Source organism: Arachnia sp. (assembly GCF_057238465.1).
In genome coordinates this window covers 277,481-303,739 of the sequence record NZ_DBHHFZ010000003.1, presented here as the reverse complement: position 1 = coordinate 303,739, position 26,259 = coordinate 277,481, and the positions used below count along the sequence as shown (strand labels likewise).

Genomic DNA, 26,259 nt, shown 5'->3' with positions numbered 1-26,259 from the left:
GTCACCGACCACTCTTGCACATTCCCGCTCCGGAACGGACGGAGGGTGGGGCCGGGGTGTCGGTTCCCGGCCCCACCCGTCGCGGTCCCTCAGGCTTTGATGTCCTCGATCCTCTCGTCGATCCGCATGCCGTAGAAGGAGCGGTGGCAGAAGAAGGCGGAGACGAACAGGAACACCGCGGCCAGGACGTGGGACAGCGCACCCAGGCCCTGGGCGGTGATCTCGGTGGCCAGTTCGACGGCCAGCAGACCGAACAGCGTCGAGAACTTGATCACCGGGTTGAGCGCCACCGAGGAGGTGTCCTTGTAGGGGTCGCCGACGGTGTCACCCACGACGGTGGCGGCGTGCAGTGGCGTGTTCTTCGCGTCGAGATCCACCTCTACGATTTTCTTGGCGTTGTCCCAGACGCCGCCCGCGTTCGCCATGAAGATGGCCTGATAGAGCCCGAACAGCGCTATCCCGATGAGGAACCCGATGAACAGGAAGGGCTCGGCGAAGGCGAACGCCAAGGTGGCGAAGAACATGCCCAGGAAGATGTTGAACATGCCCTTCTGGGCGTACTGGGTGCAGATCTCGACCACCTTGTTGGAGTCCTCGGCGGAGGCCTTCGTCTCGCCGTTGAGGTGCAGGTTCTGTTTGATGAACTCGACTGCCCGGTAGGCGCCGGTGGTGACGGCCTGCATGGAGGCGCCCGTGAACCAGTAGATCGCCGCGCCACCCAGCATCAGGCCCAGCAGGAACGGGGCGTGAAGCAGCGACAGGTGGTCGATGTTTTCGGTGAGCTTGTTGGTCAGGCCCATCATGATGGAGAAGATCATGGTGGTGGCCCCCACCACGGCGGTGCCGATCAGCACCGGTTTCGTCGTCGCCTTGAAGGTGTTGCCCGCGCCGTCGTTGGCCTCGAGGAGGTGCTTGGCGTTTTCGAAGTCGGGACGGATGCCGTGGTCACGTTCCAGTTCCTCCGCGATGCCGGGGAGCTCCTCGATGGTGGACAGCTCGAACACCGACTGGGCGTTGTCGGTGACGGGGCCGTAGGAGTCGACGGCGATCGTGATGGGACCCATGCCCAGGAAACCGAACGCGACCAGACCGAACGCGAACACCGCGGGGGCGATCATGATCTGACCCAGCCCCATCGTCGAGATGATGAAGCTCAACCCCATCAAACCGGTGATCGCCAACCCGATCCAGTAGCCGGAGAAGTTGCCCGCCACCAGGCCGGAGAGGATGTTCAGCGACGCCCCGCCCTGGTTGGAGGAGGCCACGACCTCGTGGGTGTGGCGGGCCTTGGTGGAGGTGAAGACCTTCACCAGCTCCGGGATGAGTGCCCCGGCCAGGGTGCCGCAGCTGATGATCAGCGACAGCTTCCACCACAGCCCGTCGGGCAGGTCACCGATCAGCGCCGCGGAGGTGCCGAAGGTGCACGCGATGCACAGCACCGAGGTCAGCCACACCAGCGACGTCAGGGGCGCCTCGAAATCCATCTCGGCGGCGTCACGGTAGCGGGCGCGGGTGATGGCGGCGTTGACGAAGTACGAGATGCCGGAGGCCACCACCATCACGGCGCGGATCACGAAGATCCACACCAGCAGCTGCACCTGCACCATCTGGTCCTGGACACCGAGGAGGATGAAGGTGATCAGCGCCACGCCCGTCACACCGTAGGTCTCGAAACCATCCGCCGAGGGGCCGACGGAGTCGCCGGCGTTGTCGCCCGTGCAGTCGGCGATCACACCCGGGTTGCGGGCGTCGTCCTCCTTGATGTGGAAGATGATCTTCATCAGGTCGGCGCCGATGTCGGCGATCTTGGTGAAGATCCCACCCGCGATGCGCAACGCCGACGCACCCAGCGATTCACCGATCGCGAAGCCGATGAAGCACGAACCCGCGATCTCGCCGGGCAGGAACACCATGATGACCAGCATCATCGCCAGCTCGACGGAGATCAGCACCATGCCGATGCTCATCCCGGAACGCAGCGGGATGTCGTGGCAGGGGTGGGGGCGTCCGGACATCGCGGCGTGCGCGGTGCGGGAGTTCGCCAAGGTGTTGACGCGGATGCCGTACCAGGCCACTGCGTAGCTGCCGCCCATGCCGATCAGCGAGAACAGGATCACCACGGCCGTCCGGCCCACCCCGAAATCGACGAGGAACAGGTAGTAGATGACGATGATGGTGGCTATGAAGACCCACAACAGCAGCAGGAAACGGCCCTGCTGCTTCAGGTAGGTCTTGCAGGTGGTGTAGATCAGCTCGGAGACATCCCGCATCGCCGTGTGCACGGGCATGCGGTTCAGCTGCGAGTAGGTGGTGATCCCGAACACCAGGCCAAGGGCACACACGATCAGTCCGAGGCTGAGCAGCACGCTGCCCGGCATGCCGAGGAAGGAGACGGAGCCGAGGTCGGGCAGCTGGAGGTTCGCCTCCCCGCCCGCGTGGCTTCCGGACTGACCACCACCGGAGCCACACGAGGTGAGACAGAGCAAGCCGACCGCGGCTCCGAACAGTCCGAAACCTTTCAGGGGATTGCGCCGGGCGGGCCGGGGGTCCGTCGTGGTGTGGGGGACTTTTTCTTCTGGTGCTGTCACCGCTTCTCGCGGCAGCTCGGTCATGATGCTCCCTAGCGATCACTTTTGTACTGGCTGCGTTGTCAGTCTGTCCCGGCACACTTTACGCCTGCGGTTTGCAGCCCGGAAGGGCGGTGAAAAGGATCTAGAGGGGATTGGGTGTCGCGAAAGCGAGGGCGGCCCGGCCGGCGGAGAACCGCCGGCCGGGCCGGTTTCTGCAGGTCCTTGGGGTCCCGGATGGTTCCGTCGCCGTCAGGAAGCGCTGATCAGGTTTTCGAGGGTCGTCTCCCAGCGGGTGCGGAGCGCCTCGAGGTCGGCGTCCTCGGGAAGGCGGTCGTGGACGATCGTCAGTTCCGTGCCACCTTCGACGGAACGCATCCTGAGGTCGACACGAGTGGTCGGCGCCCCCTCGGAGGCGTGCCACGAGAACCGGATCTGTTCCTTGGGGTGGAAGCTGCGGGTGATGCCGTAGGTGCCGTCGTCGGCCTTCCACGCCTCACCCTTGTTGCCGAGCTGCCCGCCTGCACCTAGCAGTATCTGCGCTCCGGCGGGGGTCATGAGGGTCCTCCAGACGGCCTCCAGCTGGGTGGGGGCCACCCTGGTGACCGCTACGCTTCTGGTTTCGCTTACTGCCTCCGTGGTCTCCATGATGATGCCTTTCATCTCTTCGGGCGTCGCCTGTGGCGTCCGGTGCATCAAGCCTAGTAGCACCCGGAGCCGTGCGGGAGGGGGAGTGCGGAAAAGGCAACTTTCGGTCAGCGGCGAGTTCCGGATCGGCGGGCCCGTGAGGTCGGTGATCGGGCCCGGGAACCGGCGTGGTTCGCGTTGAGACGCCGCCCGGCACCGGCCCGGGCTCGGGGCCGGACTTCCCGGAAAATCTTTCCACAAGAACTTGTGGAAAAGTTTGTTTTCTGTGGATTGCTCACTTTCGTGCACGAACCACCAGGGGTTTCTGGCGGTGGTGTGCGCGAGGGGAAGGAGCACTGGTTGACCGGGATGGGAGGATTGAGAATCCCCGGACATGGTTTTGAGGAGGTGCGATGACCGGTTGGCGTGAATTCGATCCGGCCCTCGGGGAGGTGCTCGTCGATCTGCCCGACGGGGCCGTGCTCGTCCTCAGCGGCCAGGGGCGGTTCGTGCAATTCCTCGGGGACGAGGGCCGGATGGCGGTGGAAGCCAGCAACGACTCCCCCGGCGACGAACCCCGCCTGCGGGATCGGCACTGGCGGCTCACCGACGAATGGGCCGGGCTGTGGCGTCGCGACTTCCCCCGTCCCGTGGGTCGGCGGGAGGCGGCGACGATCGTCGCGGAAACCGGGCACGTGCTGCGCAATGTGTGGGGCTGGACCAGCCTCGACGGGTTCTGTTACGAGTCGTGGGTGGAGATCACGCGGAAGGTGTTCGGGCTCTTCCCGAGAAGCGAGGAGCGACGCATCCGGTGGCCGCGCCTGGGGCTGCCGGAACGCCTCCACCCCGACCGCATGGACAACTGACCCGGTCCGTGTCTGCTCACCGGGTCAGGCGCTTCACCAGCGCGGGCGCGCCGTCCGGGGTGATGGGACCCAGCCACTCCATGTCGGGTTGCACCACGACGACGGGGGCCCGGTTGCACGGGTAGCAGCAGCCCGCCGTGGTCAGCAGCACCGATTCGTCCAGCGCCCCGGCCTCCGCCAGCGCCCGGCTGAGGGCCTCTTGCGTCTCGGGCGCGCCCTTCGCGTTGCAGCGTGGCCCGCGGCACACCAGCACCTGCCGGGAAACGGGCGGGGGTTGTTCCCAGTTCGGGTTGGTGAGGGAATCGCGCGGCCCCAGGAGGCGGGCCTCCCCGGGGCGGGGCAGCTTCCCGGGCAGCCCGTGCAGGGGACGCCGGGAACACCACAGCTCCAGCAGCGGCCCACGCGAATCGAGCCACCAGCGCGCCACGCGACCGAGCCACGACGCCGGTCCCAAGTCGTCGCCGAAGGTGACGCCGACCAGGTGCACCGGTTCCGGTCCCAGCCCGGCCAGCGCATCCAGCTGGTTCACCAACGCCGGCCCGTCGCCCTGCAGCACCGCCACATCGGCCCCCAGCCCGTCCGCTGCCTCCGCCAGCTCCGGCCAGCGTGCCGCGTCGGACAGGGTGAGGGCCACCAGAAGGGTTCTCATCTGCGGCTCCAGTTCACGCGCCTGCGGTCGTCCACCTCGACGCGCGCCGTCACCTCGAACACCTCGTCGATCATCTCCGCGGTGAGCACCTCCGCCATGGCCCCGTGGGCGTGGAGGCGACCCCGGCGGGGGAGGACGTGGTGCTGGTGGGGGCGCCGGTCAGGACGCGGGTTTTCAGACGCAAGGAAACTCTTTCCAGTCGGGCCTTTTCGCGAGGCTTGGGCAACATCGTCGGCTGGTCTTCGGACTTGAGTTCATCCCGTGGCGGACGCCTTCCCGGGATTTCTCCCAGTGGCCATGTGCCCGTTCGGTCCCTCTCACCGCTGCGCGTCAGCCCCGGATTCCCACCGGGTTCCCCGGCGCCCGGGGCGCCGCCGACGAGCACACCGTAGCAGTACCGGTCCGGAGCGGAAATCCCGGGCGGGACGGGTCGGATGGCACTAGGTTGTTCCTGTGAGTCAAGCCCAGACGCCCGTCGCGGCCCTGCGTGAACGACGCACCTCCTGGGGAAAGATCCTCAGCTGGTGCATGTGGGACTGGGGAACCCAGCCCTTCGCCACCGTCATCACCACTTTCGTGTTCAGCACCTACATCTCCTCCGGGTCGCTGTTCGGGACCGGTCCCGGTGATGACACACCGGCGTTCATGCTGGGGGTCGCGATGGCCGTGGCCGGGGTGCTCATCGCGCTGCTGGCGCCGGTGCTGGGGCAGGGCGCGGATCGTTCCGGGAGGCGGATGTTCCACCTGCGCTGGCAGACGTGGGCGCTGGCGGCGGTCTCGGCGGCGCTGTGGTTCGTCGCGCCCGGGCAGCAGTACCTGTGGCTGGGCCTGGCGCTGCTCGGGGTCGGCAACATCATCTCCGAGGTGGCCAACGTCAACTACTACGCCGCCATCGACCAGGTGGCCACCCCCGGCAACGTCGGCCGTGTCTCCGGATACGGCTGGGGCATGGGGTATCTCGGCGGGATCGCGATCCTGCTGCTGATCGTCGCCGTCGCGGGCACCGACATCGGCTCCGACGAGGTGCGCAACTCGATGCTGCTGTGCGGGGCGTGGACGGCGCTGTTCACCATTCCGATGTTCGTGGCCATCAAGGACCGGCCCGTGGCCTCCCCGCCGCCGCGCCAGTCGCCGGTGCGGGCCTACCGTGAACTCGTCGGTTCCGTGATCCGCATCCACCGCGTCTCCCCGCACACGACCTGGTTCCTGCTGGCCTCCGCGCTGTTCCGCGACGGCTTGGCGGGGGTGTTCACCTACGGCGCGGTGCTGGCGAAACTGGTGTTCGGGTTCAGCACCGGCGAGGTGATCGTCTTCGGGGTGGTGGCCAACGTGGTCGCGGGGCTCGCGACCATCGTCTTCGGGCACCTGGACGACCGGGCCGGGCCGAAACGGGTGATCCTGATCTCGCTGGGCGCGCTGGTGGGGCTTGGTGCGTGCATCTTCCTGCTCCACGACCGGGGGCCGGTGGTGTTCTGGATCTTCGGGATCGCCATGACCCTGTTCGTCGGCCCGGCGCAGTCGGCGTCGCGGTCCTTCCTGGCGCGTCTGATCCCCGAGGGGCACTCGGGTGAGGTGTTCGGGCTGTACGCGACGACCGGCCGGGCGGTGTCCTTCCTGGCGTCGTCGCTGTGGGTGCTGTCCCTGTGGCTGGGATCGTTCCTCGTCCCGGCGGGCGAGTCGGCGGTGCACTTCGGCATCCTCGGGATCGTGCTGGTGCTGGCCGCCGGGCTGGTAGTGATGATTCCCGTGCGCGAGACCCGGCAGGTCCTGCACCGCGGATGACCGCAGCCCGGTTCAACCGGCGCGGAACGCCTCCCCGGGTGCCTGGTTCGCCCGGCCGTTCGTCCCCGGAGGGCTCCCCGGTTCCGGCTGGGGCGCAAAATCAGGGGTTCAGCGGTTAGGCTGGATACATGTCCGACTGGTTTGCCATTAACGAAGACCTGTGGGGCACCGTCGCTGGGTCGCGGCCTCCGCTGTTCTACTTCTTCGACGGTTTCATCGACTCGGGACGCGTCGGTGCGACACTGATCGAGGCCCTCCTGGAGCACTCCGACCCGCAGCTGCTCGGGTCGTTCAGCATGGACCTCGTCCACGACTACCGCGCCCGCCGTCCCGCCATGGTCTTCGACCGCGACCACTGGACCTCGCTCGAGGAGCCGGTGCTGAAACTGCACCTGGCGCGTGACGCCGAGGGGAAGCCGTACCTCGTGATGCGCGGCCCGGAACCCGATCATCGCTGGCGGCTGTTCCGCGACGAACTGGTCGGGCTGGTCCAGCGGCTCGGCGTCTCGATGCTGCTGACCGGTTACGGCATGCCCATGGCCTTCCCGCACACGCGCCCCACGCCCCTGGCCGTACACGCCACCGACCCGGCGTTGCGGCAGCAGAACCCCCGCTGGATCGACCGTCTCGAGATCCCGGCGTCCTTCTCCTCCTACCTCGAATACCACCTGGGAAAGCTCGGGATCAGTTCCTACGGAGCCGCCGCTCACGTGCCCCACTACCTCGCCAACGCGTCCTTCACGCAGGCGGCGGCCACCATTCTCCACCGCTACGCGGAGGTGACGAAGCTGGCTCTGTCGACCGACGAACTCGACCTGGCGGCCGAGGCCAACCTGATGGCCATTGAGGCCGACACCCGCGGCGACGAGACCGCCCGCGAGTTGCTGCGCCAGCTCGAGGAGCAGTACGACCGCTACACCGAACCAGCCAGCGAAGACCTGCCCTCCGCGGACGAGATCGCGGCGGCGGTGGAACATTTCCTAGCCCAGCGCGACGACGGCAACCAGCCCCCGGCCAAGGGGGAGTGAGGCCGGTTCTTGGATGCGGGTGATTCGTGGAGTACCATGCTTTCGAACACATGGTTTCATCTGTGACATGTGTTTCATGTATGGCAGGTAGGAGGTGAATCGTGGTTGATGTTCTTGAAGTGGAGCCGTCCGCAGTCGACGAGCAAACACTCGCTTCGCTGTCCGAGTTCGTTGATGGGCTGGAGGAGAGCGCCCTGCGCGACCTTCTGCTCGCGCTCACCGGAACACTCGAATCCGGCGGCACCGTCGCTCTGCTCGACGTGGATGCCGACTACACGCCCGCTCAGGTGGCGCAGCGCCTGCGGATGAGCCGAACCCATCTGTACAAACTTCTCGATTCCGGGCAGATCCCGTCCCATCGCGTCGGTCGTGACCGCCGTGTTTCCGGACGTGATGTCGTCACCTTCGAGAGGCGTCGCCAAGAGGAGCGCCGCGCGCTCGCCGAGCGCTTCGCCAGCGCCGAGGTAATTCGCCGCAGTGCCGTCGATGAACTCGCGGCAGAGCTGTGAAGTTCGCCGTGTGCCCATCATAAGATCCTCACTCAGTCTGACGATTTCCAGCCCCGACCACCGGATGTGATGAATCTCCTGTCTGCTTCCGACCCAGCTCACCGCGGGCCAGTACTACCAGAACAGCGAATGACCTGAACCAATGTATTGCCCTCTGACTAGGAGCTTTGCTAGTCGACAGGAACTCGTAAAAGTAGTTCTTGACACCAGCGTAAACCCTCAGTAACGTTCCTGTATGGCGCAGAATAATCGGTGGTTCGCTCAAAAAGTCCCTTGGAAATTCGGGGGAGGCGAGGCGATGCGCAGGACGTGGCTCATATTCATTGGTCTAAATTTTCCGTTTCAAATTATTGTCATAGGTGGTCTCTTATTCTATCCCGGGACTACCCCAACCAAATTGATTCTCGGTCTCGCTGCTATATTTTTTGCCAGCGGTATTCTACTGTTCTTTGCTTATCGACTGGCAAATTCCAGAGTTCCGCCTTCTGTCGGGCGGATTTTATGGGAAACCTGCAAATGTGCCATCGTTATATGCATTGAATGCAGCATCATTCTTAATGTGATCTCCTCGAAGCCTTCATCTCCGTCTGAATCTCTTGGGATAAAACAGCTTATTCCCTCGGAGGTCGCTGAAGTATCTTGGCTGGTCGCGGCAGACCTGAAATGGGATGAAACAGCTGGAATGGATTGCGGGGAAATTTTGGAATGGATGGAGGGGCGTGGCAGGCATTTGGCTCCTGCGTATCACGTCACTCTAATCAATTCAGGAGAGCGCCCGGTAGCCATTCGAGACGCCTACGTTGATGACGTGAAAGAAATTACCGAACCCTCGGTGGTTGTTCAAGTTTGCCCGCAATTTGGTGGAGGAGGCGTGGGAGGATACACGCTGGTAGCCTCTCCTCCCGATGAGACAAGCTTCCGCTGGTACAAAGAAGAGGAAGAAGTTGTTTCAAGAAATTCTGAGGGAGACTTGGAGGGAGCAGGGGGTGAGAAATTGACGAAGGCTAATCCGGGTTATACGCTGGAGAGTCAGGAAATGGTCGCTTTGAATGTGGAGATCCGGGCGACAAAAAGCACCTATGAAGGTAAGCTTGCACTTTCGATTTCATCGGGAGGCGTTGACGAGAAATATGAGGTAAAAAACGATGGTAAGCCCGTAACTTGGGTGGTTACCTCGGCAAAAAAGGTGGTTGTGCTGTGGGGAGACAAGATTACTTGCACGCCGCTGGTCGATGGCCATTACGCTGACCAAGAACACGAAGTCATCATGGGAGCAGAGCAGATAGCAAGAGGAGAGTGCTCGTGAAAATCAGAGTTTCCCCAGTGCTATTTACTGCTGGTCTCTTGGTAGGGATTCCGTAGGGCAGTAGGTATCCCCGCTGATCAAGCATCAATGGCTACTGGCTTAGCTTGCTATATCGGAGTAGTGTGAATGGCAAACGATGAGTAGGTACCCCGCACGAGGCATGCAGACTGGCTATTGGTTTGGGCGCAAAGCAATGAGGCTCCAATCAGTAACCACAAGCTGCAGCAGTTGCTGTATTACGCGCAAGGTCGCTTCTTGGGGGATACTGGTAACCCGGTATTTGAGGATGAAATCGAGGCTTGGCCGCAAGGTCCCGTTGTGCGATCAGTCTACCGTGCTTTCAAGAAATACGGAACAATGGCTATCGATGTGGATGATCAAGTTGGCGATGACTTTACTTGGAGTGAATACAGCGACGTCGAGGAGCACTTGGTTCGCGTGTGGAATTTTTACGCGCCCTACGAAGAATGGGTGTTGCGGAAAATGATCTACCGCGATCCTCTGTGGAAGGATGCCTTCAAGCGCGATCCCAGGTGTCGAATAATTTCGAAAGAAGAAATGCGTGAGTGGTTTTTTGGCAGGCGGTGAGGTTCCTTCGCGGGCGGCAAAGCTCTCTGGCCGAAACACGTTTGAGGCCGGCTGCAGATAAGCCTCGCGGGTTGGGAATAACTTTTCTCGGCTGTCGAGTTCTGAAAGGAGCGTTGGCGACGTTTCGCTGTCCGACCGGGAAGGGGTCTTGCCGGGAGGGGGATCCGCTCAGCGCTGGAGGGATCCGGAGACTGTGCTCGTCAGATTGACGGCGGGCTCGGAGTCCTGCGTGTCTCGTCCGCTGCCCGGAACACGCAGGACTTCCTCCCCGCCCGACACGGGATCAGTGGTCGGCGCCGTCGAGCTGTTCGACGAGGTGTCTCAGCAGCGGGCCTGCGACCTCGATGGTGTCGGAGGCGCCGCCCGTCGAGCCGGGCGCATTTATGACGACCGCGCGCACCCCGGCGCACTCCACCACCCCCGCCAGGCCCCGTGACAGCAGGGCGTGGGGGTTCTTCTCGGCGCCGCGGCGCCGGACGGCCTCCATGATTCCGGGCAGTTCGCAGGCGAGCAGGTCTAGGGTGGCCTCGACGGTGACGTCGCGCGGCCCTACCCCCGTGCCACCGGTGGTGAGCACCACCCGTGACCCGGAGGCGACGGCCTCCCGGATGGCGGCGCGGATCATGACGAGGTTGTCGGGCACCACCCTCGGCTCCCGGGTCTCGAACCCCAGCCCGCTCAGGGCCTCCCGCAGCAGCGGGCCGGAACGGTCGGGGTAGATCCCGGCGGCGGCCCGGTCCGAACACGTGATCACTGCGGCCAGCATGCGGGAAATCGTAACTCCTGTGCTTCGGTGTTCGCCGGATCGGGGTCCTTCCGGGGAATCGGGTTCACCAATTCCCGGGAAGGACATCCCGGAGAATCCCCGCTCAGCCCTTGTGGGCGTCGAGCACCTTGCCGAGGTAGGCACCGAACTCGGGGACGATGGAGTCGTGGTCATGTCCCGCAGGCCATTCCGACCAGACGTGCTCGTAGCCCATGGCCTCGTAATAGCCGACGCCCATCTTCACGTTGTTGATGGCGTTGCTGTAGGCGGTCTCGTCCTTCTCACCCGTCACGAAGTTCAGCGACAGGGTCGACTTCGCATGCTGGGAGGGTTCGCCGCCGAGGGCGAGGAAACCGCCGTCCGGCATGTTGTTTACATACCGGGGGAAGAGTTCCTTGGTGATGAAGTCAGCGCCCCCGGCGTAGCCGACGAGCCACAGGACCGCCGGATTCGCCCCGTAGGCGGACTGCACGTGCGAGAAGAGCTCCGTGAAGTAGCTGACGAGCGTGGGGGGAGCGGCGTCAACCAGATATTGGCGCTGTCGGGGACGTGCACCGAGATGACGTCGAGTCCCCGCGCGGTGGCGGCCTCCACGATGCTGCCGGGGCCGGCCAGGCCTCCGGGGAGGTTCGGGTTGTCGCCGTCGTGGTCCTGGTCGTGCAGCGGATGGTCGTTGTCGTCGAGGTAGACGACCAGTCCGGTCCTCACGGAACCGGCCGGGTAGAAGCGGGCGCTGGAACTCATGCCGGCGGAGTCGGTGAAGGCGAAGGAGGTGCTGTTCCCCGCGAGGCGGCGCGGCCACCGGTTTGCCCGCGTGCCGGGGCAGTCCGGTACAACAAAAGCATCCATAAACTCACCGCCACCATGATCTGGGTGTGCGCTGGGGTGGAATCGCTGTGTGTCCGTCCACGACGACACCGCGCGGCTGGCTGATCCCCGCCACGGACAGCGACGGCACCGTCCCGTCGGACGCGAGCAGCATCATGGCCCCTGTCAGGACGACGATGGTGCCCGCTGCCGTCCGTTCGCAGGTGGGGCAGGGGAGACGCCGGAAGGCAGCGACGCGGGTTGATGAGTACCCGGGACGTGTGGGAATCCCCGCGGAGCAGACGGGGCGAGGGATTGCACCTAAGTCCATCTTGGGTTTGTACCGAAGTACAGGTGAGGTTTGGACTGCCATAGGTTTTGTGGACGGCAGTGAAAAACTTGAATTATGGTTTAGGCTGCCGTCTTGGTTTTCCCCCATTCCTGATGGACTTCGTTCGGGGTACGGTACCCGATCGCGGAATGAAGCCTGGTCTGATTGTAACAGAGTTCAATCCATGATGTCACCTCTTTGATTGCTTTTCTTCTGGTGTGGTAGATCTTCCGGTTGACGAGTTCTTTCTTGCAGGTGGTGTTGAATGATTCCGCTGCTGCGTTGTCGTAGCACACGCCGGTTCTTCCCACCGATGCGAGGAAACCATACTTGTTCATGGTGGCGGTGTAGTCAGCGGACGTGTACTGCGATCCCCGATCCGAATGAAAAATCGTCACACCCTTGATGGGCTGGCAGTTCCGAACCGCCAATTTTGCAGAGCGTTTTGGACCAATTCGGTTCGCATGTGTTCTGCCATGGCGTAGCCAACAATTCTTTTCGAGTAGCAGTCCATCACGGTCGCCAGGTACACGAATCCTTCCCGGGTGTGAATATAGGTGATGTCACCCACCAGTTTCCGGAACTGGTGCATCAGCCGTGAAGTCCCTTTTGATCAGGTCGGGGCGACCTGCCAGGTCGGCAGCAGGCACGGTGGTGCGGGCCTTGGGGCGGGGCTGGCACGCCACCAGGCCCTCCTGCCTCATGAGCCGGCGCACCGTCTCCGGACTGGTTGCAACACCATTGCGTTCCAAGACTTTGTGGACCCGTCTATAACCGTAGGTTTGTTTGGAGTCGTTGAAGAAATACGTCACAAAAATGGCGAGTTCTTCACGGTGTTTCTGGGTTTCCGACATGCCCCTGTTGCGCCAGGCGTAATAGCCTGAATGCGACACCTCCAGGCAGTGGCACATCAAACGGGTCGGGTAGTTGCCTTCTTCGCGGTGGATGTACGCGTATCGTGTTTTTACCGGGACTCCTGCGCGAAGAAGGCCGCCGCTTTTTTCAAGAAATCGATCTCCATCCGGGCCTCACGCAGCTCGGCTTTGATTTTCTTGTACTCGGCAAGTTGGGCTGCCGTCATTTCCTCACCCTCGATGCCGGAATGGGTTTTCCTCCACTTGTTCACCCAGTTTCCCACGGTTTGCGGGACCAGACCGTAGGATTTTGCCACCTCGCTGATCGTGCGGGACTTCTCAACGACCTCCAACACGACTTGCTGTTTGAACTCTTCGCTGTACTTAGATGCGGACATAATACAGATTTTACCTCACATGTTCGATTAAACCTGTTTTTCGTCACTGTCCACGAAACGTATAGCACTCCAGTTTCCGGAAACCTCCGTAGCGTTTCAGGTGTCAGAAAAACCGAATGACTTTGCGGAGGGAAAAATGCTTGGTCTTCAGTTGAACGGAGTCAGCCGGAGTTTCGGTGGCCATCAGGTGCTGCACGGTGTTGACCTGGCAGTTGCCCGGGGTGAGATCGTCGGATTCATTGGCGGTAACGGTGCGGGCAAGACCACCACCATGCGGCTCATCCTCGGGCTGCTCACCCCATCGGCTGGTGAGATCACTTGGGATGGTCGGCCGGTCACCGCCGATGACCGGCGCGCCATTGGGTATATGCCGGAGGAGCGCGGCCTCTATCCGGGGATGACCGTGGAGGACCAACTGGTTCACTTCGCGCTGCTGGAAGGTAAGTCCTTGCCGGAGGCGAAGGAGATCGCATCCGACCTGATCGCGGCTCTTGGTCTTTGTGGCCGCGAGAACTTACTGGTCCAGGATCTGTCGCTGGGTAACCAGCAGCGGGTGCAGCTTGGTGCGGCGCTTGTCGGCAAGCCGACGCTCCTTGTCTTGGATGAGCCGTTCTCCGGACTCGACCCGCTGGCTGTTGAGACGATGGCTGATCTGCTTAAGGAGCAGGCGGCGCTCGGAGTCGGGGTGCTGTTCTCTTCGCATCAGCTTGAGCTTGTCGAGCGACTTTGTGACCGTGTCTGTGTTCTCGACCAGGGCAAGGTCGTCGCGAGTGGTCGAGTTTCGGAGCTCCAGGATGACTCCTGGTCGCGCTGGCGCCTGACTCTCTCCGACGACGTCACTGATGCCTTTGCCGCGGAGCTCTCGCTGGTTCCTGGTTTGGTGCCGTCGCCTGTTCCGGACGACCCGCGCTCGATCATGATCGCCTTGGAAGGCAGTAACCACGATATCCCTGCCGGTGTTCTGCAAGCTGCAGTGCGACGCGGTGGTCTCCGCAACATTGAGCAGCGGCAGCGGTCTTTGGCGGAGATCCTTACTGAACGTCTCGGCGGTATTGCTTTCGACCCCGAGCCCGAACTTGAACCTATTGGAGGAATCCGATGACCACTCTGGTAACTGGAACTGAAGTCAAGGCCGCTACCCCGGCCCGCGCTTCCCAGCAGGCTGAGATCGCACAAGTCAACGCAGCTGGGAGCATCATCCGACGCGAGCTTCTGACTCGCTTGAAGAACCGGACTATCGTGATGGCGACGATTGTTCTGGCCCTGTTCGCAGGTGTCGGTGCGGGCGTTGGTGGATGGTTCCTCGTTGATGCCTATCGGGGCACCGGAACCGTTCCGATTAACACTGGAGTCCTCTTAGCGACGGCGATGATCACGGCTTTGCTGGCCGCGCTCGTCTACTCATCGCAGATCCTGTCCCTGGGGGTTGTCGAAGAGAAATCTTCCAGAATTGTTGAGATCCTGCTCACCAAGATCGGCGTCGGCCCGCTGCTGGCCGGAAAGATGATTGGCGTTGGGCTCGTGACCTTCGCACAGCTGTTTGTCGTCGGGGTTGCAGTCGTCGCTGGATTCTCGGTCGTCGGTGGCTGGTCGGTCCTGAACATCGAGTTTGGCCCGAGCCTGCTGTGGTTCTTCGTCTGGTTCATGCAGGGTTTCATCACCTTCGCGACCCTCAGCACCCTGCTCGCTTCGACTGTTTCACGACAAGAAGACCTCGGAACGGCTTCCAAACCGCTGTCCGTGATCCAGATGGTGCTCCTCGTCGTCGCCATGCACGTGGTGCCGCACCATCTCGATGCCCTTTGGGTGAAGGTCGTTTCCTACCTCCCCTTGTTCTCCTCGTATGTGATGCCGATGCGATTCGCGACGAACAGTGTCTCGACCTTGGAGATCGTCATCGCAGCGGTCATCGCTGCCGCGGCGGTGCCTCTCCTGTTCCGACTCACGACCCGCATCTACCGAAACAACGCGCTTCGTACCGGTTCTCGGGTGTCGTTCCGTAAATCCATGACCTCCGACGACCTCGCTTGAGGCCAGTCACAAACCCCAAACCAGCGAAAGGAAATCATCATGACCGCCCAGACAGCCAAGTCCAGCCAGGCCAAGCGCTTCCTCATGAACATCGCGCTCGCGGTTGCCGGATTCGCAGTCGCTTACCTCCTCGTCACCCTGTTCGCCTGATCCAACAACCGGAAGAATCGAGCCCGTCATGACGCTCACCGCAGCCCACCCGACCTGGCGCACGGACCCACAGTTCCGCTCCATCGCGGAAGCAACCGTCGCACTGCTCGGCGACCACGCGACCGTCACCAACGTCGCTGCCCCCGGTTTTAGCGGCCGCAACGGTGCGTGGGTCATGACGCTCGATTCCGGTCGCAGAGTGTTCGTCAAGCAGATCTCGCTGGTAAAGGCGGGGGAGGCGGCGTTCACCAGGTCGCTGGCATACGCAACCTTCGCCGCGGAGCACCCTCGATTCGCCGCCCCGGGCCCACGCCTCCTGGCCCACTGTTCCCGCCGTCAACTGCTGGTCTTCGAGTATTGCTCGGGTAGTAGCCTCGCGCAGCTGCTCGTCGACGAGAAAGTCCCGCACTCCTTCTCAACGACCGCGGGCCGCCTCCTGGCCCGGCTCCACTCCGGTCCGACCAGTGGTCTTCTGCCCACGAATCCCCCGAGCCCGCCGGTCGCGATGTTCCATGGAGTTCCACACCATCGTTACGCCGAGCTCACCCTGGCGGAGCTGCGACTCTGGCCTACCCTGCAGCAGGACGCGGAACTTGTAGAAGCAGTGTCCCAGCTGAGGACGGTTGAAGACAGCCACCGTACTGCCCCGATCCACGGGGACCTACGCCTTGACCAATTCCATATCGACGGGGACGAGTTGAGCCTCCTCGATTGGGAGGAGTTTGGCCAGGGCGATCCCGCCCGCGACCTCGGCACGCTGGCCGGTGAATGGATCTACCGCGCGGTGCTCGACACCGTGACCAGCCGAGCTGGTGCCGGTTCTCCACCTGACCGTTTCGACACCGCCAGTGCCACGCGTCGAATCACGGAGCGCATGACCCATCTGGTACCCCAGATCCGTCGGCTGTGGACTGCCTATCGGTCAGAGACCGCCACTACCGACGAGGGTCTCGCCACACGAGCGACCGCCCACCTGGGCTGGCATTTGATCGATCGAACCGTTACTCGGGCCTCGTTTGTCGCCCAGCTACCCGGTATTGAACGCGCCGCGGCTGGCATCGGGCGCAGAATCCTTCTACATCCCGACAGATATGCCATTGCCCTTGGAATCGAGGAGTCCGTCGCATGAGCACCGTACTGGCAACGAGCTTCGCCACCCTACTTGAAGAACTCGACCTGAACGTCCACCCCAGCGGCACCGCCGCGACGATCGGAGAAGAGACGATTGAGGCCCCCAGCCTCGCCGAGCTGCGGCCCAAACTGTACACCGCACTCTACGCCCAGCTTCACGTCCGTAACTCCGACCTGGAGGCTCTCGGCCGCGCAGCAATTCGCCCCGATCTCCTTGAACCGCTTGTCGAAGCCATCCCCCATCGCCACGTCGTGGCCGTAGCGTCGGAAGCAAGCACCGCGGTGAGGGTGGCGCCGCACCTGCGAACCATCCTGGTTGACGACCTGAAGGTGCTCGTCGACCTCGAACAGGCAATCCAGGATGACCGCGGCACCATCATCGGAGTCCGCCTGCCAAGTTGGCGCACCCACACCACCCCCGGCTACGTGCTCGCCCTTGGGCAGCGAGGAATCGGACGCGGGAACCTGGTGCGCTTCTACATCTCCCGGAGTTGTGCCGGCGATACCCTGGCGCTTTGGAGTTCGCTCCTGACAGGCCTCAACGACGCGGGTGTCGCCTACCATGCAAAGGCGCTGTCGAGCAGCTCGGCGTACCCCAGGTCAGATGCCGTGGTCGTCTACACAACAACAACCGACCGATTCAAAACCCTAGAAATCGTGACGCGAGTACTCGAGCTCGGCACAGCCTCGGGGCCGCCCATGTCGATCTTCGCAGAGGAGATCGTGCCCGGCCTGGCCGAGGCAGCCGAACCCATGGACCTGCGCACTGCCTACCGGAGACTCAGCTTCGGGCAGCACCGCTCCCGGGTGCTCGCCGACGCGATGATCCGGGCGAACTACGAGCAGCGAACCCTCACCTCCGTGTGGGACGAGGAGGCGCGCGCAGCGCGAATCGATCCCCACCACCCTGGCAGAAATCTAGCCAGCTAACCCAGAACTTCCCGAGACCGTCGGGAAAACCCAAGAAATCGCCTCACAAGAGGCCAACCCGAAAGGAAACACCATGTCCGATTTCAACGCCACCGAAATCCAGGCCGGCGCTCTCACCGAGCTGGCTGAGGGCCACGACGCCTTCACCACCGTCGACGAGATCGGCGCTGACGCGGCTGGCGAAGCCCCCGCGACCTCCCCGCTGTGTATCGGGATCATCGTGGGCGCCACCTACGGCGCCGGGTGCTGATAGCGGCGCCACCAAGATAAAACTTCATCGCCAAACGAAATCCAAAAACCCGGTTCAGCGCCGCTGACCATTTAGCAGAAAGAAGCATAACATGTCGAACAACATCAACAGCACCGACCTCGTCGAACTGGCCGAGGCCCACGACACCTTCACCAGCCCCGAGGAGATCGGCGGCGACGCCGCCACGGATGCGCCGGCGACCAGCCCCTTCTGCGTAGGAGTTCTCATCGGAGCCACGCTGACCACCGGCTGCTGACCCTCACCGACCGGGGCGGCGCCGACAAAGCGTCGCCCCGGTCGTGTCTCAAACTCACCTCGCAGATTGAAGGGATGATTCCCATGAACCTCGCATCACAGACCACCAGATCCCTACTATCCAACCTGTCCCTCGAAACCTTCGGTTTCTCGCGTGTCGCAGTCGTACTGACCGGCTCGGCTGGCACTCAGGTCATGCCCTATTGGCTCGACTGGGCCCAGAGCGCAGCCCCACAAACCGAGTTCCGCGTCATCATGCGCAAGAGCGCCTACCAGTTCATCACACGACACAACATCGAGTCTCGACTCCGGACTCGCATTCAGGAAGATCGTTGGCAAGAAGAGATCATTGCCAGCCACATCGAGCTGGGAGAGTGGGCGGACCTGATGCTCATCTACCCCGCAACCCTTGGCTACTCGTCCAAACTGGCTCGCGGCCTGGCCGACTCTCCGTCGCTCGTCGCCGCCCTGTCCACGAGAGCGACGGTGTGTGTTGCGCCATCGTTGCCTCCCCGCTCGAAGGGGAACCCCATCGTCGAGGAGACGCTTCGTCTGCTGCGTGAACCTGACAATTTTGTCGTCTTCGACCCTGTTCCCGGGCCCAGCGAGTCCAGCGACATCGATCACGCCTGGATTCCACCGACGTTCCCCGAGGTTCTACGACAGTTGGAACGGCGCCGTGCTGCTCTCGAAACGCAGACTTCACCGAGGACCGCGTGATGTCTGGTCCGCTGGCTCCGATCCGCGCGACACGGACGGGTCTCCTGGACACCGTCGTCGAGGGGGACGGTGACGGTGTCCGGTGGAGCCATCGGCTCGGACCCCACGCCCCAATCCCCTTCTCGTCGATGTCGATCAGGCTCGAATGCGATGTGGCGTCGGTGGTTCTCGGAGCCGGCGACGAAACGCAACGCGTGTACGCCACATCGACCACGAGTCTTCTCCAGAACCTGTTCAGCGCCCAGCAAGCGGTTGATCTCGGTTCTCTCGGACGCAGCTGGGGAGACGCCATTCGTCGTATCCACGAGCACGCGGTCCCCACCCAGCGCGCGGTCCCACCCCGCACGCTGATTCGAGCTCGCGCCTGGATCGCGGGTGGGTGGCCACCGATCCACCGCATCCTCGGCACCGACGGCATGCTGGAGATCCAACGCTGGGCGTCACAAGCCACGAACCAGAACACGAGGGTGGTGCATGGCAGCCCCGGTATGGCCCACTGCACCGTAAATAGCACAGGCTCGAAAATCGCTTTGCTGACAGGCGAGGACATCGGAGTCGCCGACCCGGGCTACGACATCGTATGGGTTCTCGGCGAACTGTCCGAGCTGTATCACTTCTACCTTGGCCTCCGATCACAAATACTTGCCCTCCGAAAGGGACTCGAAGCCGGTTACGGTTCGTTCCCTGCACCGAACCAGGTGCGCGTCGGCATAGCCTTCAGGCTCCTCCAGCATGCCTTCGACTGGCATCACTACGCCGGAGCAGAAATCAAGCACGCCAATCTCCTCATTCAGCTGGCCCGCACCTACCTGGAAGCATGCGATGGCCAGACAGAGGAAGGATTCCTATGAACCTCAGCACGTTACGTATCCGCGGTCATCTGGCTTTTCAAACTGTGCTTGAAAACGGCGCCACTGTGGTCGCCATCCATGCGCCGCACGCCCGCAACCGTACCGTCGCCTTGGCTGTTCGCGCCGGTATGCGTGATGAACTGCCCGGGCAGGAGGGCATGATGCACCTGATCGAGCACATGGTCTATCAGGACAGTTCGCTGAGTCAGGGGCTCGAGCGACAACTACAGGTGGCGCGGGCCGCTGGCGTGCTCGGCGCACACACCCACATGGACTATACCGAGTTCTGCGAGACGGCAGGTCTCGACGACGTTTCAACCATGATCCGGCGCCTCGTAGAGCAGGCGTTCTACCCGGCGTTCAAGGGGGAACAGCTCCTGGAGCAGATCGCTGCGGTAGCGACGGAGCGTCGGAACCGACTCGCCAAAGCCCCCGGCGGCTTGCTGCCCTGGCCTCATCTCACCTCCCTCTACTGGCGCGACCACTCCAATACCCATGATGGCAGTGGCGACATGGACCTTTCTGATCGCGCCACCGCCACCGTGCTGCGAAATCTCCACGCCAAGCGCTATCGGCCTGACACTGCTGCGGTCGTCGCGTTGTCCGACCAGCCCGGCGAGGAGGTCGTGGCCGCCTTGGCCGAAGCGATGAGTGCTGTCCCTGGACGCCGGGACGAAGCGGAGGTGCCGGAGCAGGCAGGGCAGGCAATCACGCAAAGCTCGGTGATGACGGCTATTGGCGAAAGGCCACGTCTGTTGTCGGCGACGGCTGCGGCACCCAAGACACCAACCCCACCGATGCTGGGGGATCTCGTCGTCGCGGAACTCTTGGCAGCCCAGAGGGGCCTGGACGCCAGTGCAGGGCTGTTCGGCCCTGGTGACATGGTGCACGACGACTTGTTCGTAGTCGTCGACGACACGGCATTCGCCCTTGACCCCGCAGATCGGCTGCGTGCTGCCTCGGTGACCGACGACGACCTGCTGCTACACGCGGTAGGCCGCGCTGCGGCCCGCGCCGAAGCCTCTACCGCCGACGATGGCTGCTTGACAAGGGCCGTCGCACGCGATGTGCTGCTTCGAGGGGAACCGACCTTCGCGCCCGACCTCGTCACGCGACTCCGCGGATTGCTGACGCACCCGAAAGGCATCCGAACCCTCGTGGCCGAAGCCAGCACGCGCCTGGCCAGCCAACCCTTCGCTTCCATTCGAATCCAGGTAAAGGAAGACGCGACATGACACCTCGACACTTCTTCGTTCCAGATGACCGTTCTGCCTTTCACAGCCTCGCGATCGCGTGGCGGACGAATGACGACGCAGCCGCCGGCCAGCGTACAGCGCTCAAGGGGGCAGCCGCCCCGCTGCCGGCTCGCCTGCGTCCTGTCCAGACCACCTGGAGGCATGCAGCCGGGGCGAGCTGCCTGGTCGCCACCCTTCCAGAAGCGGGCGCCGAGGCGTGGAGCGAAGCTGTGGCCAGGACGCTGCGCACACGACCTGATGAGGTGACCCACCCCGTCGTGGTCGCGGTCGGGCCGGGCGAGCCCGGGGAGTTTGCAGCAGCGCCTGCCTGGGGCCCGCTCGACCTGGAAGGGGCTGATCAAAAGATCGTGAGCTCGTTCCAGCAAAAACGTCAGGAAGGAATTGAGCACACGACGGTCATCGGGCTGGATCCGGCGGCCAAGGCCGGGCATGCAGCGACATTCGTTGCCCTCAGCGCGCTACTCGCTGGCCCACATCGAACCCTCCAGGATGTGCTGCAAGAAGCCGGACTTCCCGCAGCCGTGACCATCAGCCGCAGGCTGATCAACGGAATTCCTGCTGTAGTCTGGACGTTCGCCATCGAGGCCGAGGGACGGGGCATTTACGACGTCATCGACGTTGCGGGAGACTTCGCGCGCGACGTTGTAGCGGAGCCGGAATCCGCAATCGCCTTCGCCGGGGCGAACCTGCGGCGTGCCTGGCAGTCGCCGGGTGGTCTGGCCAATGCAATCGCCGAGTACGAGGTGATGGGCTGGGGTGGTTGCCTCGTGCACGACCCCGACGCCGCCGTCCGTGATGCCGCGCCCAACCTGCGAGCCGGGTTCGCTGGGCTGCTGGAGCCACTGAGCGAGGTTCTAGGGGTAGCCGCGTGACCGGAACGATCAGGCCTAGCTGCGGTTGATTTTTACCAAGCCGTGCTGGATTGCTTCGATCAAGATCTGGATCCGGTCTCGGACCCCCATCTTTTCCATCACTTTCACGAAGCGCTGCTTAATTGTCGATTCGGTGACAAAGAGTTCCTTTGCCATCTCCCGGTTGCTCATTCCCTGCGCCAGGAGACGAATGACCTCCATCTCCTTCTCGGTGAGTTTGTTGAGGAGTTCCTGGTTTGGCCTCGTGGTTGCGGGAATGGATGTTTCCAGTCCTTTGATGACGTATTTTGTGACCTCCGGAGACAAAGCAGCCTCACCCGCCATCACGGTATGGATTGCGGCGATCAGGTCTCGCGGTTTGGTGTCTTTCACTATGTATCCGGAAGCTCCGGCGCGAAGGAGATCGACGATGTATCGGTCCGTCGCGAACGTGGTGAGACCCAAGATTTTTACTTCGGGGTATTCCGCATGAATTTTTGCGGTGGCGCCAACTCCGTCAAGGATCGGCATCTGCATGTCCATGAGGATCAAGTCTGGTCGCAGGGCTGCTGTCTGGCGCAGCGCCACCTGCCCGCCAGCGGCTTCGCCAACCACGTGGAGGGACGGGTCCAGTGTGAGATAGTCGCGCAGGGTTTCGCGGGTCAATGACTCATCGTCGACCAGCAGCACGCGGGTCATATCAGTTCTCCCATTCTTGAAGCGGCGAGAGTCTTGAGTTTTGTCGGGATGATCATGGTCGTCGTCCACACTCCCCCCTTGGCTTCGGCGACAACGCTGCCCTCGAATACCTCAGTTCTGGCCTTCATCGACTCGATTCCGGTCCGCGAAGAGGCTATTGGCTTGCCAGCAGCAATGTGATTTGACGAAGAAAGCGCTACCCGATTCTCCTCAACCGTGAGAGCGAGCCGCACCTCACTGTTGGGAGCGCCGTGCTTCAACACATTGGTCCCGAGCTCGCGGACGGTGCGGCGCAGTACCTGCCGCACAATCTCGGGTACGCGCGCGACGGGGCCGGTCAGTTCCAAGTTGACACGGAAACCGGCCTTTTCCAGGGCGGCCGCGACGTTCTTCGCGTCGTGGACAAGCCCGGCGGCGGTCGTTGTTTCGCCGGATGGCGCCGCGATCTCCAAAGCCTCCTCAGGCGTCGTGCCCGGGGTGGGGGAGTCGCCCTCGTTGTTCTGCTTCAGGAGGAGGACGAGGCTGCGCAGGTCCTGCAAGGCCTGCGAGGCCGCGTCGCCGATCGTCTCAAGCAACTCGTCCTTCTTCGCGGGATCGGCATAGGTCTCTGCGCGTCGCGCTTGCATCGCGATTACCGTGACGTCGTGTGCGACAATGTCGTGCAATTCGTGTGCGAGCCTCGTTCGCTCCTCGTTACGAATACGGATTTGCTCCTCGCGTAGCTTTTCAACCTCATCGGCAGCCCGCTCTGCCCTCGACTTAAAAGTGTTGGCCGCGAGGCCAGCAGCAGCCGCACACAATGCGACGATGATCATGGCGACCATGCCCTTTTGAGAGTCAGGGTTTATCATGCCAAATACGGGGCCGGTGATCAAGGCTAAACCGGCAAAGACCAGAGCAGGTATTCGCGGCAGCGCAAAAGTTGTGAACCCCACAGCGAATACCATGGGAATCGTCGTGGCGTATATCAACAGCAGCGGCGCGCCAAGCAGAGCGATAGCCATGACGACTGCGATCCATGTGGCGGCGGCCAGATACGGGCCCGCCAGCAGCGCCAGGAGTGGCAAGAGAGGGAGGATGAGCTCGAACCACCCCGAGGAGGTCGACAGGTCGACATCGCCGTTGAGGACGTCGCTTGCGGCCAAGGCGGCAACAACGACGAATAGAAGCACCCGAGTGACTCTTCCCCCGGGTAGTCGTCGGGCCTGGCCGACCCACCCCTGCGATCGTTGCGCCATGGACAAAGTCTAGATGAGGATTGCTCCCAAGCTGCCCGATGGCAGAACTTTCGTACACGTGGCAAATAGCCTCCGGTACAGAAGGCGGACGAGGGGGCGCTGCAAGACTGCGGAACACAGCCGAGAACACGCTTGGCACCAGCACCACGAAAAGAGAGCTCAGCCATGAAAAAACTCCTTGTCAGCGCCCTGATCGCCGCCTTGATGCTCGTCCCGGAAGTCGCTTGCGCGGCCACTTCGACCCCAGAACCTTCGACACATGCGTCAGTCAAGCACGAACCGAACGCCCGTTCGTTTATTTGTAGGCTCTTCGGAGTCTGCTGAGCTGGATTCCGAGTCGGTCGTGCGTACTGCGGGTGTCCACAAGGATGATGAAGGCCTAGATCTTTCCGCAGCAACGCCGGGGCAACGGCCTTACCAACACTCCCATTCCTCCACTCATGACCGCCAACACCCCTTGGACTTGGCCATCTAGGCTGGATGGCACCCGACCCAGGAGTCATCTTGCCCCTCACATCCGTCGCCGACCGCCTGCGCGAGTCCATGTGGCGTTCCGCCAATGACAAGCGCCTCAAACGCCTCCAACGGGTGGTGGACGCCATGCCGCAGGACCCTCCCGAGGCCCCGAACCGGCTCGATGTGACCGGCGACGCCGAACTGGCCGGTTTCCTGGCGGTCGCAGGTGAGGTGGCGGGGCGGGAGGTGGGGCTCGACCCCTTCCCCAACCAGTACCTGGCCACCGCCGCCCTGCTGCGAGGGTTCTCCATCGAACTGGCGACCGGGGAGGGCAAGACCCTCGTGGGTGCGATGGCCGCCGCCGGCTGGGCCCTGGAGGGGCGCCACGTCCACGTGCTGACCGCCAACGACTACCTCGCGGCCCGCGACGCCGACTGGATGGGTCCGCTGTACCGCGGCCTCGGACTGACCTGCGCGGCCGTGCAGGCCGACCAGGACCTGCCCGCCCGGCAGGTCGCCTACGCCGCCGACATCACCTACTCCTCGGTGGCCGAGGCCGGTTTCGACCTGCTCCGCGACCGCCTCGCCGCCCGGCCCGGGGACCGCACCGGGGCCCGCCGCGAGGTGGTGCTCGTCGACGAGGCCGACGCGGTCCTGCTCGACGAGGCCCGTGTGCCCCTGGTGCTCGCCGCCGACGCCGAACCGCACCGCGACGAACACGCCCTGGCGCTCGCCGCCTACGTGCGAGGCCTCGAGGCGGGCCGCGACTACGTCGTCGCGCCCGACCGCCGCACCGTCCACCTCACCGACGACGGGTTGCGCCGCGTCGAGGACGACCACCCCGGACGCGACCTGTTCGGCACCGACTCCGAGTTCCTCGTCTCGCTGAACCTCGCCCTCCACGCCCACGCCGCCCTGGAACGCGACGTCGACTACCTCGTCGCCGACGACCGCGTCTGGCTCGTCAGCGGGTCGCGGGGAAGGGTGGACCGGCTGCAACGCTGGCCCGACGGGCTGCAGCTCGCCGTCGAGGCGAAGGAAGCCCTCGAGACCGCCCCCGGACTCCAGGTCCTCGACCAGCTCGTCATCGCGGAACTGGTCGGCGGCTACGAGAGGCTCGTCGGCATGAGCGCGACCATGCGGTCCGCCGACGAGGAACTCGAATCCCTGTACGGGCTGCAGGTCGCGGTGATCCCGTCGCACCTGCCGTGCCGCCGCACCGACCACCCCACCCGGCTCCACGCCACCTCCGAGCATCGCGACGCGGCCCTGGCGGACCTCGTCCGGGAATCCGGGGAGCGGGGGCGACCCGTGCTGGTCGCGACCCAGAGCGTGAGGGAATCGGAGCGGATCGCGGACCTGCTGCGCGGCCTCGGCATCGAATGCGTGCTGCTGAACGCCCGCAACACCACCGAGGAGGCCGCGATCATCTCGCGGGCCGGTGAGGCGGGCCGGGTCACGGTCTCGACGCAGATGGCCGGGCGCGGCACCGACGTGGTGCCCTCACCCGAGGCCGTCGAGGCGGGTGGGCTGCTGGTGGTCGGGGTGGGGCGTTTCCCCAGCGCCCGGCTCGACGACCAGCTCCGCGGCCGCGCCGGCCGGCAGGGTGATCCGGGGGAGTCGGTGTTCCTCGCCAGCCTCGCGGACCGTCTCGTCACCGACAACGACCCTGACCATCCCGAACCCGCGGTCGTGGACGGCGACGGTGAGGTCGAACAGTGCCGCGCGAACCGTCGCGTCCTGGGAGCCGTGGACCATGCGCAGCGGGTCAGCGACGGCGAGCAGCGCAACCTGAGGTGGTTGTCGTGGCGCTACGGCGAACTGCTGCGCCGCCAACGCGCCCACCTCGTCGAGGTGCGCGAAACCTGTCTCGAGGGGCCCGAGGCCCTCGACCGGCTCGCCGAACACGCACCCGAGGAGGTCGTGGGGCTGGGGGAGCGGGTCGGGGCGGACGAACTCGAGGCGGCGGCGCGACTGGCGCTGGTCGCAGCCATCGACGCCGCCTGGAGCGCGCACCTCGGGCACGCCGCCGAGCTGCGCGAGGGCATCCACCTGCGGGTGCTGGCCCGTGAGGATCCGCTGACCGAGTTCGAGAAGGAGATGGGGGCGGCCTACCAGGGTCTTTCCGGACGCATCCTCGACGACGCCGTCGCCACCCTCCTGGATGCTGCGGTCGTCGACGGGCGGCTGGACCTGGAGTCGCTGGGGGCCCGGATTCCCAGCGCCACCTGGGCCTACACCGTCACCGACAACGAACTGGGCGATGACTTCACCCGGATGGGTCGTGCCCTGCGTCGTCGCCTCGCGGGTCGGGGATAGCGTCTGCCTACCTCGTGGGGTGGGGGTGGGGTTCGCTTGTCCGG

29 protein-coding genes and 1 riboswitch are annotated in these 26,259 nt (G+C 63.7%); of the genes, 17 read left to right on the top strand and 12 right to left on the bottom strand.

Going from position 1 to position 26,259, the window contains the following annotated elements; translation table 11 throughout:
• Window positions 1-89 precede the first annotated feature (89 nt).
• Window positions 90-2,612, bottom strand: coding sequence for a sodium-translocating pyrophosphatase (locus tag ACO6D6_RS05370; protein ID WP_484783871.1), 2,523 nt, complete (start codon window positions 2,610-2,612; stop codon window positions 90-92).
• A gap of 207 nt (window positions 2,613-2,819) precedes the next feature.
• On the bottom strand, window positions 2,820-3,215 hold the full coding sequence (locus ACO6D6_RS05365) for an SRPBCC family protein (RefSeq protein WP_484783869.1): 396 nt from the start codon (window positions 3,213-3,215) through the stop codon (window positions 2,820-2,822).
• A 392-nt stretch (window positions 3,216-3,607) separates the two neighbouring features.
• Here ACO6D6_RS05365 and ACO6D6_RS05360 point away from each other — a divergent pair, with 392 nt between their 5' ends.
• The gene (locus ACO6D6_RS05360) at window positions 3,608-4,060 is read left to right on the top strand and encodes a TY-Chap domain-containing protein (protein ID WP_484783867.1); all 453 of its coding nucleotides are present in this window, start codon (window positions 3,608-3,610) and stop codon (window positions 4,058-4,060) included.
• 16 nt (window positions 4,061-4,076) lie between these two features.
• Here the strand turns inward: ACO6D6_RS05360 and ACO6D6_RS05355 are convergent, their stop codons facing one another.
• A complete protein-coding gene (locus tag ACO6D6_RS05355; protein WP_484783865.1) occupies window positions 4,077-4,709 on the bottom strand; it encodes a (2Fe-2S) ferredoxin domain-containing protein in 633 nt (210 codons plus the stop codon).
• A 216-nt stretch (window positions 4,710-4,925) separates the two neighbouring features.
• Window positions 4,926-5,103, bottom strand: a riboswitch (cobalamin riboswitch).
• A gap of 59 nt (window positions 5,104-5,162) precedes the next feature.
• On the opposite strand from ACO6D6_RS05355, the gene ACO6D6_RS05350 reads away from it, so the two are divergent.
• The 5 genes from ACO6D6_RS05350 to ACO6D6_RS05330 all read left to right on the top strand — a co-directional run bounded on the left by ACO6D6_RS05350 (window position 5,163) and on the right by ACO6D6_RS05330 (window position 9,922).
• Window positions 5,163-6,491 (top strand): MFS transporter, encoded by a 1,329-nt coding sequence (locus ACO6D6_RS05350; protein ID WP_484783863.1) that lies wholly within the window; start codon window positions 5,163-5,165, stop codon window positions 6,489-6,491.
• Window positions 6,492-6,619: 128 nt separating this feature from the next.
• On the top strand, window positions 6,620-7,519 hold the full coding sequence (locus ACO6D6_RS05345; protein WP_484783861.1) for a PAC2 family protein: 900 nt from the start codon (window positions 6,620-6,622) through the stop codon (window positions 7,517-7,519).
• A 101-nt stretch (window positions 7,520-7,620) separates the two neighbouring features.
• Window positions 7,621-8,028, top strand: a complete 408-nt coding sequence (locus tag ACO6D6_RS05340; RefSeq protein ID WP_484783859.1) for a helix-turn-helix domain-containing protein — start codon at window positions 7,621-7,623, stop codon at window positions 8,026-8,028.
• 235 nt (window positions 8,029-8,263) lie between these two features.
• Window positions 8,264-9,334: a hypothetical protein gene (locus tag ACO6D6_RS05335; RefSeq protein ID WP_484783857.1), complete on the top strand. Its 1,071-nt coding sequence runs from the start codon at window positions 8,264-8,266 to the stop codon at window positions 9,332-9,334.
• Between the two features lie 228 nt (window positions 9,335-9,562).
• Window positions 9,563-9,922: a Panacea domain-containing protein gene (locus ACO6D6_RS05330; protein ID WP_484783855.1), complete on the top strand. Its 360-nt coding sequence runs from the start codon at window positions 9,563-9,565 to the stop codon at window positions 9,920-9,922.
• Window positions 9,923-10,205: 283 nt separating this feature from the next.
• On the opposite strand, the gene ACO6D6_RS05325 is transcribed toward ACO6D6_RS05330, so the two are convergent.
• From ACO6D6_RS05325 to ACO6D6_RS05295, 7 genes are all read right to left on the bottom strand, one after another.
• Window positions 10,206-10,688: a MogA/MoaB family molybdenum cofactor biosynthesis protein gene (locus ACO6D6_RS05325; RefSeq protein ID WP_484783853.1), complete on the bottom strand. Its 483-nt coding sequence runs from the start codon at window positions 10,686-10,688 to the stop codon at window positions 10,206-10,208.
• 103 nt (window positions 10,689-10,791) lie between these two features.
• Window positions 10,792-11,160 carry a hypothetical protein gene (locus ACO6D6_RS05320; RefSeq protein WP_484783851.1) on the bottom strand — a complete coding sequence of 123 codons (369 nt, stop codon included), beginning with the start codon at window positions 11,158-11,160 and terminating at the stop codon, window positions 10,792-10,794.
• Window positions 11,161-11,541: 381 nt separating this feature from the next.
• A complete protein-coding gene (locus ACO6D6_RS05315) occupies window positions 11,542-11,826 on the bottom strand; it encodes a hypothetical protein (protein WP_484783849.1) in 285 nt (94 codons plus the stop codon).
• A gap of 80 nt (window positions 11,827-11,906) precedes the next feature.
• Window positions 11,907-12,164, bottom strand: coding sequence for an integrase core domain-containing protein (locus ACO6D6_RS05310; protein WP_484783673.1), 258 nt, complete (start codon window positions 12,162-12,164; stop codon window positions 11,907-11,909).
• A 56-nt stretch (window positions 12,165-12,220) separates the two neighbouring features.
• Window positions 12,221-12,418, bottom strand: a complete 198-nt coding sequence (locus tag ACO6D6_RS05305) for a DDE-type integrase/transposase/recombinase (RefSeq protein ID WP_484783675.1) — start codon at window positions 12,416-12,418, stop codon at window positions 12,221-12,223.
• The gene (locus ACO6D6_RS05300) at window positions 12,390-12,719 is read right to left on the bottom strand and encodes an IS3 family transposase (protein WP_484783677.1); all 330 of its coding nucleotides are present in this window, start codon (window positions 12,717-12,719) and stop codon (window positions 12,390-12,392) included. Before ACO6D6_RS05300 ends, ACO6D6_RS05305 begins: the two co-directional genes overlap by 29 nt.
• A gap of 71 nt (window positions 12,720-12,790) precedes the next feature.
• Window positions 12,791-13,078, bottom strand: coding sequence for a transposase (locus tag ACO6D6_RS05295; protein ID WP_484783678.1), 288 nt, complete (start codon window positions 13,076-13,078; stop codon window positions 12,791-12,793).
• Window positions 13,079-13,178: 100 nt separating this feature from the next.
• Here ACO6D6_RS05295 and ACO6D6_RS05290 point away from each other — a divergent pair, with 100 nt between their 5' ends.
• The 10 genes from ACO6D6_RS05290 (at window position 13,179) to ACO6D6_RS05245 (ending at window position 21,524) form a co-directional block, all read left to right on the top strand.
• On the top strand, window positions 13,179-14,180 hold the full coding sequence (locus ACO6D6_RS05290; protein WP_484783847.1) for an ABC transporter ATP-binding protein: 1,002 nt from the start codon (window positions 13,179-13,181) through the stop codon (window positions 14,178-14,180).
• Window positions 14,177-15,109: an ABC transporter permease gene (locus ACO6D6_RS05285; RefSeq protein ID WP_484783845.1), complete on the top strand. Its 933-nt coding sequence runs from the start codon at window positions 14,177-14,179 to the stop codon at window positions 15,107-15,109. The genes ACO6D6_RS05290 and ACO6D6_RS05285 overlap by 4 nt, the downstream gene beginning before the upstream one ends.
• A gap of 178 nt (window positions 15,110-15,287) precedes the next feature.
• Window positions 15,288-16,388: a class V lanthionine synthetase subunit LxmK gene (gene lxmK, locus ACO6D6_RS05280; RefSeq protein ID WP_484783843.1), complete on the top strand. Its 1,101-nt coding sequence runs from the start codon at window positions 15,288-15,290 to the stop codon at window positions 16,386-16,388.
• Entirely contained in the window at window positions 16,385-17,320 is a 936-nt protein-coding gene (locus ACO6D6_RS05275; RefSeq protein WP_484783841.1) for a T3SS effector HopA1 family protein, read from the top strand. The genes lxmK and ACO6D6_RS05275 overlap by 4 nt, the downstream gene beginning before the upstream one ends.
• Before the next feature lie 73 nt (window positions 17,321-17,393).
• Window positions 17,394-17,570: an LxmA leader domain family RiPP gene (locus tag ACO6D6_RS05270; protein WP_484783839.1), complete on the top strand. Its 177-nt coding sequence runs from the start codon at window positions 17,394-17,396 to the stop codon at window positions 17,568-17,570.
• A gap of 91 nt (window positions 17,571-17,661) precedes the next feature.
• Window positions 17,662-17,826 (top strand): LxmA leader domain family RiPP, encoded by a 165-nt coding sequence (locus ACO6D6_RS05265; protein ID WP_484783838.1) that lies wholly within the window; start codon window positions 17,662-17,664, stop codon window positions 17,824-17,826.
• Between the two features lie 83 nt (window positions 17,827-17,909).
• On the top strand, window positions 17,910-18,545 hold the full coding sequence (locus tag ACO6D6_RS05260; RefSeq protein WP_484783836.1) for a flavoprotein: 636 nt from the start codon (window positions 17,910-17,912) through the stop codon (window positions 18,543-18,545).
• The gene (locus tag ACO6D6_RS05255; RefSeq protein WP_484783834.1) at window positions 18,545-19,396 is read left to right on the top strand and encodes a hypothetical protein; all 852 of its coding nucleotides are present in this window, start codon (window positions 18,545-18,547) and stop codon (window positions 19,394-19,396) included. The genes ACO6D6_RS05260 and ACO6D6_RS05255 overlap by 1 nt, the downstream gene beginning before the upstream one ends.
• Window positions 19,393-20,631, top strand: a complete 1,239-nt coding sequence (locus ACO6D6_RS05250; RefSeq protein WP_484783833.1) for a M16 family metallopeptidase — start codon at window positions 19,393-19,395, stop codon at window positions 20,629-20,631. Before ACO6D6_RS05255 ends, ACO6D6_RS05250 begins: the two co-directional genes overlap by 4 nt.
• Entirely contained in the window at window positions 20,628-21,524 is an 897-nt protein-coding gene (locus tag ACO6D6_RS05245) for a hypothetical protein (protein ID WP_484783831.1), read from the top strand. The genes ACO6D6_RS05250 and ACO6D6_RS05245 overlap by 4 nt, the downstream gene beginning before the upstream one ends.
• A 15-nt stretch (window positions 21,525-21,539) precedes the next feature.
• On the opposite strand, the gene ACO6D6_RS05240 is transcribed toward ACO6D6_RS05245, so the two are convergent.
• Together ACO6D6_RS05240 and ACO6D6_RS05235 are read right to left on the bottom strand one after the other, a co-directional pair.
• Window positions 21,540-22,202 (bottom strand): response regulator, encoded by a 663-nt coding sequence (locus ACO6D6_RS05240; RefSeq protein ID WP_484783829.1) that lies wholly within the window; start codon window positions 22,200-22,202, stop codon window positions 21,540-21,542.
• Window positions 22,199-23,374, bottom strand: coding sequence for a sensor histidine kinase (locus tag ACO6D6_RS05235; RefSeq protein ID WP_484783827.1), 1,176 nt, complete (start codon window positions 23,372-23,374; stop codon window positions 22,199-22,201). The genes ACO6D6_RS05240 and ACO6D6_RS05235 overlap by 4 nt, the downstream gene beginning before the upstream one ends.
• Before the next feature lie 570 nt (window positions 23,375-23,944).
• On the opposite strand from ACO6D6_RS05235, the gene secA2 reads away from it, so the two are divergent.
• Window positions 23,945-26,215 carry an accessory Sec system translocase SecA2 gene (gene secA2 / locus ACO6D6_RS05230; protein ID WP_484783825.1) on the top strand — a complete coding sequence of 757 codons (2,271 nt, stop codon included), beginning with the start codon at window positions 23,945-23,947 and terminating at the stop codon, window positions 26,213-26,215.
• Window positions 26,216-26,259 lie beyond the last annotated feature (44 nt).